General features: G+C 68.2%; 14 protein-coding genes. 11 read left to right on the top strand and 3 right to left on the bottom strand.

Translation table 11 applies throughout. From position 1 onward, the window contains the following. Positions 1-118 precede the first annotated feature (118 nt). Positions 119-904 carry an N-formylglutamate deformylase gene (gene hutG, locus FXO19_RS05275; protein WP_149194030.1) on the top strand — a complete coding sequence of 262 codons (786 nt, stop codon included), beginning with the start codon at positions 119-121 and terminating at the stop codon, positions 902-904. A 69-nt stretch (positions 905-973) separates the two neighbouring features. Here the strand turns inward: hutG and parE are convergent, their stop codons facing one another. Then, complete coding sequence (gene parE, locus FXO19_RS05270; RefSeq protein ID WP_149194029.1) at positions 974-2,863, bottom strand: DNA topoisomerase IV subunit B; 1,890 nt, start codon at positions 2,861-2,863, stop codon at positions 974-976. A 281-nt stretch (positions 2,864-3,144) separates the two neighbouring features. Here parE and FXO19_RS05265 point away from each other — a divergent pair, with 281 nt between their 5' ends. From FXO19_RS05265 to FXO19_RS05220, 10 genes are all read left to right on the top strand, one after another. After that, on the top strand, positions 3,145-3,399 hold the full coding sequence (locus tag FXO19_RS05265) for a hypothetical protein (protein WP_149194028.1): 255 nt from the start codon (positions 3,145-3,147) through the stop codon (positions 3,397-3,399). A gap of 134 nt (positions 3,400-3,533) precedes the next feature. Beyond that, on the top strand, positions 3,534-5,216 hold the full coding sequence (gene pyrG / locus FXO19_RS05260; protein ID WP_149194027.1) for a CTP synthase: 1,683 nt from the start codon (positions 3,534-3,536) through the stop codon (positions 5,214-5,216). A gap of 100 nt (positions 5,217-5,316) precedes the next feature. Then, positions 5,317-6,153 carry a 3-deoxy-8-phosphooctulonate synthase gene (gene kdsA / locus FXO19_RS05255; protein WP_149194026.1) on the top strand — a complete coding sequence of 279 codons (837 nt, stop codon included), beginning with the start codon at positions 5,317-5,319 and terminating at the stop codon, positions 6,151-6,153. Next, the gene (locus FXO19_RS05250) at positions 6,146-6,931 is read left to right on the top strand and encodes a hypothetical protein (RefSeq protein WP_149194025.1); all 786 of its coding nucleotides are present in this window, start codon (positions 6,146-6,148) and stop codon (positions 6,929-6,931) included. Before kdsA ends, FXO19_RS05250 begins: the two co-directional genes overlap by 8 nt. Then, positions 6,928-8,211 carry a phosphopyruvate hydratase gene (gene eno, locus FXO19_RS05245; protein ID WP_149194024.1) on the top strand — a complete coding sequence of 428 codons (1,284 nt, stop codon included), beginning with the start codon at positions 6,928-6,930 and terminating at the stop codon, positions 8,209-8,211. The genes FXO19_RS05250 and eno overlap by 4 nt, the downstream gene beginning before the upstream one ends. 14 nt (positions 8,212-8,225) lie before the next feature. After that, complete coding sequence (ftsB, locus tag FXO19_RS05240; protein ID WP_149194023.1) at positions 8,226-8,576, top strand: cell division protein FtsB; 351 nt, start codon at positions 8,226-8,228, stop codon at positions 8,574-8,576. Continuing rightward, positions 8,573-9,340: a 2-C-methyl-D-erythritol 4-phosphate cytidylyltransferase gene (ispD, locus tag FXO19_RS05235; RefSeq protein ID WP_149194022.1), complete on the top strand. Its 768-nt coding sequence runs from the start codon at positions 8,573-8,575 to the stop codon at positions 9,338-9,340. Before ftsB ends, ispD begins: the two co-directional genes overlap by 4 nt. Beyond that, a complete protein-coding gene (gene ispF, locus FXO19_RS05230; RefSeq protein ID WP_149194021.1) occupies positions 9,337-9,816 on the top strand; it encodes a 2-C-methyl-D-erythritol 2,4-cyclodiphosphate synthase in 480 nt (159 codons plus the stop codon). The genes ispD and ispF overlap by 4 nt, the downstream gene beginning before the upstream one ends. After that, a complete protein-coding gene (gene truD / locus FXO19_RS05225; protein ID WP_255516302.1) occupies positions 9,813-10,895 on the top strand; it encodes a tRNA pseudouridine(13) synthase TruD in 1,083 nt (360 codons plus the stop codon). The genes ispF and truD overlap by 4 nt, the downstream gene beginning before the upstream one ends. Positions 10,896-11,009: 114 nt before the next feature. Continuing rightward, positions 11,010-11,264, top strand: a complete 255-nt coding sequence (locus tag FXO19_RS05220) for a hypothetical protein (protein ID WP_149194020.1) — start codon at positions 11,010-11,012, stop codon at positions 11,262-11,264. Positions 11,265-11,304: 40 nt separating this feature from the next. Here the strand turns inward: FXO19_RS05220 and FXO19_RS05215 are convergent, their stop codons facing one another. Together FXO19_RS05215 and FXO19_RS05210 are read right to left on the bottom strand one after the other, a co-directional pair. Then, complete coding sequence (locus tag FXO19_RS05215) at positions 11,305-11,844, bottom strand: Smr/MutS family protein (RefSeq protein ID WP_149194019.1); 540 nt, start codon at positions 11,842-11,844, stop codon at positions 11,305-11,307. 281 nt (positions 11,845-12,125) lie between these two features. Beyond that, positions 12,126-12,869, bottom strand: coding sequence for a LuxR family transcriptional regulator (locus FXO19_RS05210; RefSeq protein WP_187775636.1), 744 nt, complete (start codon positions 12,867-12,869; stop codon positions 12,126-12,128). Positions 12,870-12,880 lie beyond the last annotated feature (11 nt).

Raw genomic sequence — 12,880 nt, 5'->3', positions numbered from 1 at the left:
CGTCACATGTCCGGTACTGCAGGTTCGCACGCATGACACGCCTCTGTGGAGCGGAGGCGATCCGACGCAGGGTCGGTCCGGCGCGAAACCGCTCCGTCGCTCCGGTAGCATGTCGGCGATGAACATCTTCAACCTGCACAAGGGCACCGCCCCGCTCCTGGTCAGCGTGCCGCACGACGGCACGGCGTTGCCTGAGGCCATCGCGGCGCGGCTCACCGATTCGGCGCGCCGCGTCCCCGACACCGACTGGCATGTCGCGCGCCTGTACGCGGTGGCGCGCGAACTCGGCGCCTCGATGATCGTGCCGAGGTATTCGCGCTACGTGATCGACCTCAACCGCCCCGAGGACGATGTTTCGCTGTACCCGGGCCAGAACACCACCGGACTGTGTCCGACCGTGCAGTTCACCGGCGAGCCGGTCTACCGCGACGGCGAGGCGCCGACACAGGACGAGATCGCGCAGCGCGTTCACACGTTCTGGCGCCCCTATCACGCCGCACTGCGCGGCGAACTCGAGCGCCTGCGCGCCGAGCACGGCCGGGTGGTGCTGTGGGAGGGGCATTCGATCAAGGGCGAGTTGCCGTTCCTGTTCGACGGCCGGCTGCCGGACCTCAACCTCGGTACCGCCGGCGGCGACAGCTGCGCGCCGGCGCTGCAGCGCCGGCTGGAAGCGGTGCTCGCGGCGCAGGACGGGTACGACACCATCGTCAACGGGCGTTTCCGCGGCGGCTACATCACCCGGCACTACGGCGACCCGGACAACGGCATCGATGCCGTGCAGTTGGAGATCAGCCAGCGCACTTACATGGACGAGGATTCGTTCGAGTACGACGAAGCGAAGGCGACGGCGTTGCAGGCGGTGTTGCGGCGGCTGCTAAAAGCAGCAGTGAGAAACGAGGAGTGAGAAACGAGAGGTGAAGCGGAGCGTAGGCGCCTCACTCATTTCTCACTCCTCGTTTCTCACTGCTCGCTCTCAGACTTCCAGCGTTGCCATGTCGCCCTTGGTTTCCAGCCAGCTCTTCCGATCCCCCGCGCGCTTGCGCGCCAGCAGCATGTCCATCAGTGCGTGCGTCTGGTCGCCGTCGTCGACAGTCAGCTGCACCAGGCGGCGGGTGTCGGGATGGATCGCCGATTCGCGCAGCTGCGGCGGGTTCATCTCGCCCAGGCCCTTGAAGCGGGTGACGCTGACCGCGCCCTTGAGCTTCTCGCGCTGGATCTTCTCCAGCAGCAGCCGCTTCTCCTCCTCGTCGAGCGCATAGAACACCTGCTTGCCGACGTCGACGCGGAACAACGGCGGCATCGCCACGAACACGTGGCCGGCGTCGACCAGCGCCGGGAAGTGGCGCAGGAACAGCGCGGCGAGCAGGGTGGCGATGTGCAGGCCGTCGGAGTCGGCGTCGGCGAGCACGATGATCTTGCCGTAGCGCAGGCCGGAGATGTCGTCGCGGCCGGGATCGCAGCCGATCGCCACCGCCAGGTCGTGCACCTCCTGTGAGGCGAGCACGCCGCCGGAGGCGACCTCCCAGGTGTTGAGGATCTTGCCGCGCAGCGGCAGGATCGCCTGGAAATCCTTGTCCCGTGCCTGCTTGGCCGAGCCGCCGGCGGAGTCGCCCTCGACCAGGAACAGCTCGGTCCGCGACAGGTCCTGGCTGATGCAGTCGGCCAGCTTGCCGGGCAGGGCCGGCCCTTGGGTGACCTTCTTGCGCACGATCTGCTTTTCGGTCTTCAGCCGCGCGCTGGCGCGGTCGATCGCCAGCTGGGCGATGCGCTCGCCGAATTCGGTGTGCTGGTTGAGCCACAGCGAGAATGCGTCGTGGGCGGCGCCCTCAACGAAGCCGGCGGCCTGGCGCGAGGACAGCCGCTCCTTGGTCTGGCCGCTGAACTGCGGGTCGGTCATCTTGACGCTGAGCACGAAGGCGACGCGGTCCCAGACATCCTCCGGCGCCAGCTTGATGCCGCGCGGCAGCAGGTTGCGGAAATCGCAGAACTCCCGCAGCGCGTCGGTGAAGCCGGTGCGCAGGCCGTTGACGTGGGTGCCGTGCTGGGCGGTGGGGATCAGGTTGACGTAGCTCTCCTGCACCAGTTCGCCCTCGAGCGCCCAGGTGACCGCCCAGTCGACGGTCTCGGTGTTCTTGTCCAGGCGGCCGACGAACAGCTCCGGCGGCAGCAGCTCGCGATCGGCCAGCTCGCCGCGTAGGTAGTCGCGCAGGCCGTCCTCGTAATGCCACTGGTCGCGCTCGCCGCTGGCCTCGTCGAACAGCGTCACGGTGAGGCCGGGGCACAGCACCGCCTTGGCGCGCAGCAGGTGCCTGAGCGCGCGCAGCGAGAATTTCGGCGTGTCGAAGTACTTCGGGTCGGGCCAGAACCGCAGCCGGGTACCGGTATTGCGCTTGCCGACGCTGCCCACCGTCTCCAGTTTCGAGACCGCATCGCCGTTGGCGAATTCCATGCGGTACTCGCTGCCGTCGCGCTTGATGAAGATCTCGACCCGGTTCGACAGCGCATTGACCACGCTCACGCCGACGCCGTGCAGTCCGCCGGAGAAAGTGTAGTTGCGGTTGTTGAACTTGCCGCCGGCGTGCAGGCGGGTGAGGATCAGCTCGACGCCGGGGATCTTCTCGTCCGGGTGCAGGTCCACCGGCATGCCGCGGCCGTCGTCCGACACCTCGCAGCTGCCGTCCTTGAACAGCCGCACCTCGATCTCGCGCGCGTGCCCGGCCAGCGCCTCGTCGACCGCGTTGTCGATGACCTCCTGCGCCAGGTGGTTGGGGCGGGTGGTGTCGGTGTACATGCCCGGGCGGCGCTTGACCGGGTCCAGCCCGGACAGGACTTCGATGTCGACGGCGTTGTAGCGACTGCTCATGCACGGGGGAAGTGGTGTAGGAGCGCGCATGGTAATGGAATCCGTCGCGCGAGCGGTCGCGGGTATCAGTTTTCGCGCATCTGCGACAGCTATGGATAACCCTAGGTTCGGGGCAGCGCCAAGCGGTGAAATTACCTGCAAACACGCCTGTAAGCGCTTACTTCCGTTAAGTGTTCGTTGTTCAGTCCGCAGCCGGCATGGCATGGGTACGGTGCAAGCGTCGCTGAGGCAAGCGGCACTACTTTTGGCAGTACAACTTTCGCTTCTCTGGAGACACGACGATGACCCAGCGCAACCTTCTGTTTACCGCCCTGATCGCAGCGGCCTTTGCCGCACCCACCGCGTTCGCACAGGAAGTCGACGAGCAGGCCGTCCGCGAGGCCGAGCAGGCCGCCGCACAGGCAGGCGCGGCCGCCGACGCCGCCGAGGCCGATGCCGCTGCGGCAGAACAGGATGCCGAGGCCGCCGATTGGCAGGCCGCCGACGCCGAGGAAGCGGCCGAGGACGCCGAGGCCGAGGAAGAAGATCCGGCCTGATTCCGGTCCGATCCCGCTGTCGAGCGCCCCGTTCCGGCGGGGCGCTCTCTTTTTGTCGGCCGCGATCATCGCGCCGTCAGCCGGCCGTCGTGCTCTTGCCGTAGAATGGGGCTTTCCAGCGACCTGCTGCGCCCATGACTTCCCCCCGTTCCGTCACCCCGCTTGTCTTCGTCACCGGCGGCGTCGTCTCTTCCCTCGGGAAGGGCATCGCCGCGGCCTCGCTCGCCGCCATCCTCGAGGCACGCGGGCTGCGGGTGACGATGATGAAGCTCGACCCCTACATCAACGTCGACCCCGGCACCATGAGCCCGTTCCAGCACGGCGAGGTCTACGTGACCGACGACGGCGCCGAGACCGACCTCGACCTGGGCCACTACGAGCGCTTCGTCAACGTACACCTGTCCGGCAGGAATTCGATCACCACCGGCAAGATCTACGAGAGCGTGATCGCCAAGGAGCGCCGCGGCGACTATCTCGGCGCCACCGTGCAGGTGATCCCGCACATCACCGACGAGATCAAGCGCAGCATCGACGCCGCCACCCAGGGCTACGACGTGGCGCTGGTGGAGATCGGCGGCACCGTGGGCGACATCGAGTCGCTGCCGTTCCTGGAGGCGATCCGCCAGCTCCGCACCGAGCGCGGCGCCGACAAGGCCATGTTCATGCACCTGACCCTGGTCCCGTACATCGCCGCGGCCGGCGAGCTGAAGACCAAGCCGACCCAGCACTCGGTCAAGGAACTGCGCTCGATCGGCATCCAGCCCGACGTGCTGGTCTGCCGCAGCGAGCAGCCGCTGCCGGACGGCGAGCGGCGCAAGATCGCCTCGTTCACCAACGTCTCGGAGAAGGCGGTGATCTCGGCGGTGGACCTGGACGACATCCACAAGATCCCGATGTGGCTGCACGCGCAGGGCCTGGACCAGATCGTGGTCGAGCGCCTGGACCTGGGCGATCGCGCCGGCGAGTCGGCGGACCTGTCCGAATGGCTGGACGTGGTCGACGCCACCGAGCGCCCGATCGACGAGGTGACCATCGCCGTGGTCGGCAAGTACGTCGACCACAAGGACGCCTACAAGTCGGTCGGCGAGGCGCTCAAGCACGGCGGCATCCGCCAGCGCACCCGGGTGGCGCTGAAGTGGATCGAATCGCAGGACATCGAGCGTGAGGGCGCGGAGCGTGTGCTGGCCGGCGTCGATGGCATCCTGGTGCCGGGCGGCTTCGGCGACCGCGGCTTCGAAGGCAAGGTGCTGGCTTCGCAGTACGCGCGCGAGCGGCGCGTGCCGTATTTCGGCATCTGCTACGGCCTGCAGGCAGCCGTGGTCGACATCGCCCGCCACGTCGCCGGGCTGGAGGGCGCCAACAGCACCGAGAACGACCGTCAGACCCCGCACCCGGTGATCGGCCTGATCACCGAATGGCGCACCAAGACCGGTGAGGTCGAGCGTCGCAGCGAGGATAGCGATCTCGGCGGCACCATGCGCCTGGGCCTGCAGGAACAGCGGCTCAAGCCGGGCAGCCGCGTGCGCGAGCTGTACGGCAAGGACGTGGTCGGCGAGCGCCACCGCCACCGCTACGAATTCAACAATCGCTATCGCACCCAGCTGGAGGATGCCGGGCTGGTGATCTCGGCCAAGTCGATGGACGACCTGCTGGTGGAGATGATCGAGCTGCCGCAGCATCCGTGGTTCGTCGCCTGCCAGGCGCACCCGGAGTTCCTGTCCACGCCGCGCAGCGGCCATCCGCTGTTCGTCGGCTTCGTGCGCGCCGCGCGCGAGCGCAAGGCCGGCGGCAAGTTGCTGAAGGAGGCCAGAGCGTGAGCGCCGCACGTCCAACGACCTGCAGGAGGGGCTTCAGCCCCGACCACGGCAACCGGAAGAGCGTCGGGGCTGAAGCCCCTCCTACAGGGGAGGCGCAATCGTGAAGTTGTGCGGCTTCGAGGTCGGCCTGGACCATCCGTTCTTCCTGATCGCCGGCCCCTGCGTGGTCGAATCCGAGCAGCTGCAGCTCGACGTGGCCGGCCAGCTGAAGGAGATCACCGGCGCGCTCGGCATCAATTTCATCTTCAAGTCCAGCTTCGACAAGGCCAACCGCACCTCCGGCAGCAGCTTCCGCGGCCCCGGCATGGAGGAGGGCCTGCGCGTGCTCGGCGAGGTGCGCCGCCAGATCGGCGTGCCGGTGCTGACCGACGTGCACGAGTACACGCCGATGGACGAGGTGGCCAGCGTGGTCGACGTGCTGCAGACGCCGGCATTCCTGGTGCGCCAGACCGACTTCATCCGCAAGGTCTGCGCCGCCGGCAAGCCGGTCAACATCAAGAAGGGCCAGTTCCTCTCGCCCTGGGACATGAAGCCGGTGGTGGAGAAGGCCAAGTCCACCGGCAACGAGCAGATCATGGTCTGCGAGCGCGGTGCCAGCTTCGGCTACAACAACCTGGTCAGTGACATGCGCAGCCTCGCGGTGATGCGCGACACCGGCTGCCCGGTGGTCTTCGACGCCACCCACTCGGTGCAGCTGCCGGGCGGGCAGGGCAGTTCCAGCGGCGGCCAGCGCGAGTTCGTGCCGGTGCTGTCGCGCGCGGCGGTCGCAGTCGGCGTGGCGGGCGTTTTCATGGAGACGCATCCGCGACCGGAAGAAGCACTGAGCGACGGACCCAACGCCTGGCCGCTGTCGAAGATGCAGGCGCTGCTGGAAACGCTGGTGGAACTGGATGCGGTTGCCAAGCGTCATGCCTTCGCGGAGGTAATGGGTGGTTAAGGAGCTCGGTACTGTTCTGCTACTTATAGGGATCATTTCCATGCCGGTGAGTGCTTCCGAGTCCGAGGAATGCGCCGATCCGATTCGGATCGAGATTTTGCCGGCACAGCAGTACAAGTTTGAGAACGAGAGCTACGCCATAGAACAACTATCGTCCCTCATGTCGCAACAACGTCCGGAACGCTGCGTGCTTATCAAAGGCGATCCTGCTATGCCCGACGCATGGATGAGGCAGGCTGTGTTGACGGGTACTGTGCGTGTTGCAGGAATCGAGGGCGAGATCAGCTGGCCGGAGTCTTCGGCTTGGGTTGAATTGCTTGGCGATTGTCGCAACGAACCGTCGATAGCGACTTGTTCGAAGCTCCCGGATTCCGAATTTTCACCGAACACGATGTCGCAGTACGTGGCCGAAAACATGAGATTGACGATGGCAAAGTCATGCCTCACCAACGAGGATGCAGATCTTCCAGCGGATACGCTCGATCCAGTGAAGCGGATTGTGGCGAGCGGTGAGGCGCAAGAGTTTCTGTCCGAGGTGAAGTCGCTCCCTGGCTATGCAGACTTGGAACGGAAGACTCCGGCGCCGGACAATGCTTCACCCACTCAAAAGATCGAGCTAGCGTTCTTCAGGCTGAACCAGTACGGGATGCCGCCGGACGATCGACGTACGCTAACCCAGCGCCTGCATGCGGAAACCGTGGTCACGAAGTACGCATTGCTGCCGCTGTCGCCTGATTGCTCCAAGAAATTTCCCTTGACCTGGTCAGCCGAAATATGAAGATTTCCACCATCCATGCCCGCGAAATCCTCGACAGTCGCGGCAATCCCACGCTTGAGGCCGAAATCACCCTGGAAGACGGCAGTTTCGGCCGCGCCGCGGTGCCGTCGGGCGCGTCGACCGGCGCGAAGGAGGCCGTCGAACTGCGCGATGGCGATAAGACCCGCTACCTCGGCAAGGGCGTGCAGAAGGCGGTCGGCCACGTCAACGGCACCATTGCCGAGACGCTGCGCGGTTTCGATGCCGAGGACCAGGCCGGCCTGGACAAGCGCCTGATCGATCTCGACGGTACCGACAACAAGGGCCGCCTGGGCGCCAATGCACTGCTCGGCGTGTCGCTGGCGAACGCGCACGCGGTCGCTGCGTCGAAGAAGATCCCGTTGTGGCAACTGCTGGCCGGCGACCGCGCGCCCGAACTGCCGGTGCCGATGATGAACATCATCAACGGCGGCGCGCATGCCGACAACAACGTCGACTTCCAGGAATTCATGGTGCTGCCGGTCGGTTTTGACTCGTTCTCCGAGTCGCTGCGCGCCGGCACCGAGATCTTCCATGCGCTCAAGTCGGTGCTGAAGGGGCACGGGCTTTCCACCGCGGTCGGCGACGAGGGCGGCTTCGCGCCCGACTTCCGCAGCAATGTCGAGGCGCTCGACACCATCCTCGAGGCGATCGGCCGGGCCGGCTACAGCGCCGGGGAAGACGTGCTGCTCGGCCTCGACGTGGCATCCAGCGAGTTCTTCGACAACGGCAAGTACCACCTGGTGGGCGAGGGCAAGCGCCTGACCGGTGAGCAGTTCGTCGATTTCCTCGCCGACTGGTGCGCGCAGTACCCGATCATCTCGATCGAAGACGGCATGGCCGAGGACGACTGGGACAGCTGGAAGCAGCTGACCGCGCGCATCGGCGACGAGGTGCAGCTGGTCGGCGACGACCTGTTCGTCACCAACCCGAAGATCTTCCGCCAGGGCATCGACTCGGGCACCGCCAACGCGATCCTGATCAAGGTCAACCAGATCGGTACTCTCACCGAAACGCTGGAAGCGATCGCGATGGCGGACGCGGCGAAGTACGCGGCCATCGTCTCCCACCGCTCCGGCGAGACCGAGGACACCACCATCGCCGACATCGCCGTGGCCACCACCGCCACCCAGATCAAGACCGGCTCGCTGTGCCGCAGCGACCGCGTCGCCAAGTACAACCAGCTGCTGCGGATCGAGCAGTCGCTGGGCGACGGGGCGCGCTATGCGGGACGCGCTGCCTTCGTTTCGCTGAACCGGTAACGGGGCAGCCAGCGATGCGCGCGCTGCGGATCGTGCTGGTGCTGCTGGCAGCGTTGCTGGTATGGCTGCAGTACCGGCTCTGGTTCGGCACCGGCGGGGCCGGCGACGTGGCGCAGCTGCAGGGCCAGGTGGGGCAGCAGGCGCATCAGAACGACGGGCTGCGGCAGCGCAATGCCGCGCTCGCAGCCGAGGTGGCCGACCTGAAATCGCCGACCGGCGAGGCGGCGGTGGAGGAGCGCGCGCGCAGCGAGCTGGGGATGATCCGCCCCGGCGAAGTCTTCTACCGGGTGGTGGAAACGCCCGCGCCGCCGAGACTGCCGCCGCTCCCGGAGAGCGACGCGAACGACGCGGAGAACACGCCATGACGCCGGATCAAGTCCGGGGCGGGCTCTGGGCGGTGGTGCCCGCCGCCGGCCGCGGCACGCGTTTCGGTGGCGACCTGCCCAAGCAGTACCTGCCGGTGGCCGGCGAGCCGCTGCTGGCGCACACGCTGCGGGCGCTGCTTGCCCATCCCGGCGTGCAGGGCGTGATGGTGGTGCTCGCCGAGGGCGATCCACACTGGCCGGGCTGGAGCGAACTGGCCGGCAGGCCGGTGCTGACCTGCATCGGCGGCGCCGCGCGCGCCGATTCGGTGCTGGCGGGGCTCGAGGCGTTGCCGCGCGAGGTGCGCGCCGACGAGTTCGTGCTGGTGCACGATGCCGCGCGCCCCAACCTGCGCCGCGAGGACCTGCAGGACCTGCTCGAGCGCGGCCGCGACGATCCGGTCGGGGCGATCCTCGCCGCGCCGGTCCGCGACACGCTCAAGCGCGCCGGCGACGACGGCGGCATCGATGGCACCGAGCCGCGCGAGCGGCTGTGGCGCGCGCTGACGCCGCAGCTGTTCCGGCGCCTGCAGTTGAGCCGTGCGCTGCGTGCCGCGGTCGACGCCGGGGCTGCGGTCACCGACGAAGCGATGGCGATGGAGCGGCAGGGCCTGCGCCCGTTATTGGTCGAGGGCGCCGAGGACAACCTGAAGGTGACCACGCCGGCCGACCTGGCGCTGTTCGAGTTCCTGCTGCAAAGGCGGGGAGCCGGGAATCGAGACGAGAGAACGGAAAACGCACCATCGCGTGCGGGCGGGGCGCCATGAACATCCGCATTGGCCACGGCTACGACGTCCATGCCTTCGGCGAGGGCGATCACGTCATGATCGGCGGCGTGCGCATCGCCCATGAACGCGGCGTGCTCGCCCACAGCGACGGCGACGTGGCATTGCATGCGCTGTGCGACGCGATGCTTGGGGCGTTGGCCCTGGGGGACATCGGCACGCACTTTCCGCCGTCGGACCCGCAGTGGAAGGGCGCCGACAGCCGTGTGTTGTTGCGGCATTGCCAGGCGCTGATCGCCGGGCGCGGCTGGCGCCTCGGCAATGCCGACCTCACCGTGGTCTGCGAGCGGCCGAAGATCGGCCCGCACGCGCAGGCGATGCGGGAGGCGATCGCGAGCGACCTCGGCGTCGATGCCGGGGCGATCAGCGTCAAGGCCACCACCAGCGAGCGCCTCGGCTTCACCGGGCGCGGCGAGGGCATCGCCGCGCAGGCGGTGTGCCTGCTGGTCGCGGCGTGAACGCGACCGCGTCGACTGCCTCCGGCGCGGCGCTGCCGGGCGCCTGGGGCGATCCGGTCCTGGCGGCGTCGATCCGCGCCACGCCGGAGGATTTCCAGGTCGAGGAACTCGACGGCTTCGAGGCCAGCGGCAGCGGCGAGCATCTGCTGCTGACGGTCGAGAAGCGCGGCATGAACACCGCGTTCGCCGCCGAGCGGATCGCCGCTTGGGCGGGCGTTCCGGTCTCCGCGATTGGCTACGCGGGATTGAAGGATCGCCACGCGCTGACGCGCCAGCGCTTCAGCGTGCACCTGCCCGGGCGCGAGGCGCCCGAACCCCGGACGCTGGATCGGGAGGAGCACGGCCCGGGCCAGGCGCTGCGCGTGCTCGCGCGCGCGCGGCACGCGAAGAAGCTTCCACGCGGCGCGCTGGCGGGCAATCGCTTCGTGCTGACGCTGCGCGACGTGCGGGGCGATCGCCGGGCGGTGGAGACGCGCCTGATGACGATCGCCGCCAGCGGCGTGCCGAACTATTTCGGCGAGCAGCGCTTCGGCCGCGACGGCGGCAACCTGCAGGCCGCGCTCGCCATGTTCGCCGGGCGCCGGATGCGGCGCGAGCAGCGGACCCACCTGCTGTCGGCGGCGCGCTCGGAGCTGTTCAACCGGGTGCTCGCGGCGCGCGTGCGCGACGGCTCCTGGAATCGCGGGCTGGAAGGCGAGGTGTGGATCCTCGACGGCAGCCGCAGCGTGTTCGGCCCCGAGCCCTGGAGCGAGACGCTCGCGCAGCGGCTGCAGGCGTTCGACATCCACCCGAGCGCGCCGCTATGGGGTACCGGCGCGCCGCGCAGTACGACCGCCGCGCTGGCACTCGAGACGGCGGCAATGGAGGGCGAGGACGCCACCGCACTGCGACAAGGGCTGGAGGCGGCGGGTCTGCGCCAGGAGCGCCGCGCCACCCGTCTGCGGCCCGCTGCCGTGGCTTGGGAGTGGCTTGGCGATGACGTCATCCGCCTGGGTTTTGAACTGCCCGCCGGCGCCTACGCGACGACGGTGCTGGCTGAACTGGGATCGATGCGCAACGCCGCCCAGCCTGCCGGCTGACCGTTCGTCGGAAAGCGGTCAACGGCACTGGAGCCCTGATTTCCGCGGCGTATAACCGGATTCAGGCACCCGCACGAACGTGGCTGCCGAAAGCGACGCATGGGAGGAACTGTCATGAACAGGCCGCTTCTTTGCACGATCGTTTCATTATTTGCGCTTGGCCTGGCTGCATGCGCGAGCACCCAGGGCGGTGCCGGATATGGTGCCGCGGCACCCGCGGGATCGCAGCCGACCCAGGCGATATTCGAACGCGACGCGGCCTATATCGCCTACGTCGAGCGCACTGCCCGGATGCGCGGGCTCGATGTGCGTTGGGTGAATCCGCCGGTCAAGCGCGTCGCCCGCAACGACGACTCCGAGGCGCAGTAGCCGTTGCCACGACGGCCCGGTTCCGCGGAGCCGGGCGTCGTCAGCGTGGCCTGAGCAGGACCAGCACCGCGCCGGTCCCGCCCTGCGCGGGTGGCGCCGAATGAAACGCCAGCACGTCGGCGCGCCGGCGCAGCAGCCGGTCGACCAGATTCTTCAGCGCCGGTAGGCCTTCGCCGTGCCGGCCCTTGCCGTGCACGATCCGCACGCAGGCACTGCCGCCCGCCCGCGCCTCGGCCAGGAAGCGTTTCAGCCAGGCCTCGGCCTGGGCGCTATCGGCACTGTGCAGGTCGAGTTCGTCCTGCACTGCGTACTGCCCGCGCGCCAGCCGGCGCAGGATCCGCGGCGACACCTCGTCGCGGCGGTAGCGCAGGCTGTCGCCGGCTTCGAGCCGGCCTTCCTCCAGCATGGCGTGGAATTCGCCGCGCGCCTCGCGTTCATCGCGCTCGGCCATGCGGGGTCGCGGCTCCGGGCGCGGCCTGGATGCGGGCGTCGCCGCTTCCGGCAACCTGCGCACCGGGCCGATCGCGTCACGGAACAGCGCGGCCTCGTCCTCGTTTGGCGGGGGCTTGCGCGTGGTCATGACCGACAGCATACAAAACCCCCGGCGCCTTCCCTGGCGCCATGATCTGGAGCCGACAACTCCAAGGGGGTGTGATGCCTACGCCCGGTCCATGGGCGTCGCGGTGATGGGCAGTCCATGCGCCGACCGGGCACCACACGCCGCCAGTGCACCATATCGGGAAGGCGCTGGGGGCGGACCCCTGTCATTTCTGACAGGGACGAATGCGCAGGACAGCGAGATCTTCCGGTCACGGCGAACCGCGGACGGTCAGCTCACGGGCGGCCATCCGGCCGATCGCGCTAGAGGGAGATCAGTCCCAGCGCGACGGCCCGGGCGCATGCTGCCCGGCGGCCCTGGGCCTGCAACTTGCGGCAGGCGCCCTGGACATGGAAATTGACGGTCCGCTCGCTGATGCCAAGGATCAGCGAGATTTCCCAGGAGGTCTTTCCAATCGCCGACCACCGCAGCACCTCGCGTTCGCGCCGGCTGAGCTTCGGATGCGGGGCGGGCCTGCGCAGCAGCCGATCCACGGCCACCTGCAAGGCGCTTACGAAATGCACCGAGGGGCCGACCAGGGGGTCGAGTTCGCGCAGGTCCTGGGTACCGTCGGTGGAGAACGTCATGAACGCCCAGTCCGTGCCGCGCAAAAAGCAGGGAATGGTGACGCCGGCGCTGATTCCGAAATCGCCCGCAGCGCGTACCTGCTGGTGCGCACGTCTGAACAGGGGGCGCGGCGGTGCGTAGGCGAACTGGCCGCGTCTGTTCCAGGAAGCGGCCGGGAGCCCGCAGCGTGCGAGCCCCACGCGGGCGTCGAGCGCAGCGACCTGCGGATCGCGTAGCGCTTCGTAGCTGCGGCCCCACTCGTTCCGGTAGTCGTGGAAGGCGTGGTAGGCGGCCTCGCCGGGTCCGTCGCCGTCCTGGAACTTGACCGCGTAGCCGTGGTGATCGAACCCCAGCCGGCGAGCGAAACCGGCGGTTTCCGACCGCAGTTCCTGCAGCGTGTTGACCGACAGCACGCGTTCGACGTGGTCCCAGTCGTGCACGGCGGATCTCC

Origin of the sequence: Luteimonas suaedae (genome assembly GCF_008312895.1) — a bacterium.
Taxonomy (GTDB): Bacteria; Pseudomonadota; Gammaproteobacteria; order Xanthomonadales; family Xanthomonadaceae; genus Luteimonas; species Luteimonas suaedae.
This window is presented reverse-complemented; position numbering and strand designations above follow the sequence as displayed.

What these genes read in the sequence shown, in the direction of transcription:
- hutG (WP_149194030.1), top strand. Translation starts at nt 119, where the DNA reads ATGAACATCTTCAACCTGCACAAGGGCACCGCCCCGCTCCTGGTCAGC.
- parE (WP_149194029.1), bottom strand. Translation starts at nt 2,863, where the DNA reads ATGAGCAGTCGCTACAACGCCGTCGACATCGAAGTCCTGTCCGGGCTG.
- FXO19_RS05265 (WP_149194028.1), top strand. Translation starts at nt 3,145, where the DNA reads ATGACCCAGCGCAACCTTCTGTTTACCGCCCTGATCGCAGCGGCCTTT.
- pyrG (WP_149194027.1), top strand. Translation starts at nt 3,534, where the DNA reads ATGACTTCCCCCCGTTCCGTCACCCCGCTTGTCTTCGTCACCGGCGGC.
- eno (WP_149194024.1), top strand. Translation starts at nt 6,928, where the DNA reads ATGAAGATTTCCACCATCCATGCCCGCGAAATCCTCGACAGTCGCGGC.
- ftsB (WP_149194023.1), top strand. Translation starts at nt 8,226, where the DNA reads ATGCGCGCGCTGCGGATCGTGCTGGTGCTGCTGGCAGCGTTGCTGGTA.
- ispD (WP_149194022.1), top strand. Translation starts at nt 8,573, where the DNA reads ATGACGCCGGATCAAGTCCGGGGCGGGCTCTGGGCGGTGGTGCCCGCC.
- ispF (WP_149194021.1), top strand. Translation starts at nt 9,337, where the DNA reads ATGAACATCCGCATTGGCCACGGCTACGACGTCCATGCCTTCGGCGAG.
- FXO19_RS05220 (WP_149194020.1), top strand. Translation starts at nt 11,010, where the DNA reads ATGAACAGGCCGCTTCTTTGCACGATCGTTTCATTATTTGCGCTTGGC.
- FXO19_RS05215 (WP_149194019.1), bottom strand. Translation starts at nt 11,844, where the DNA reads ATGACCACGCGCAAGCCCCCGCCAAACGAGGACGAGGCCGCGCTGTTC.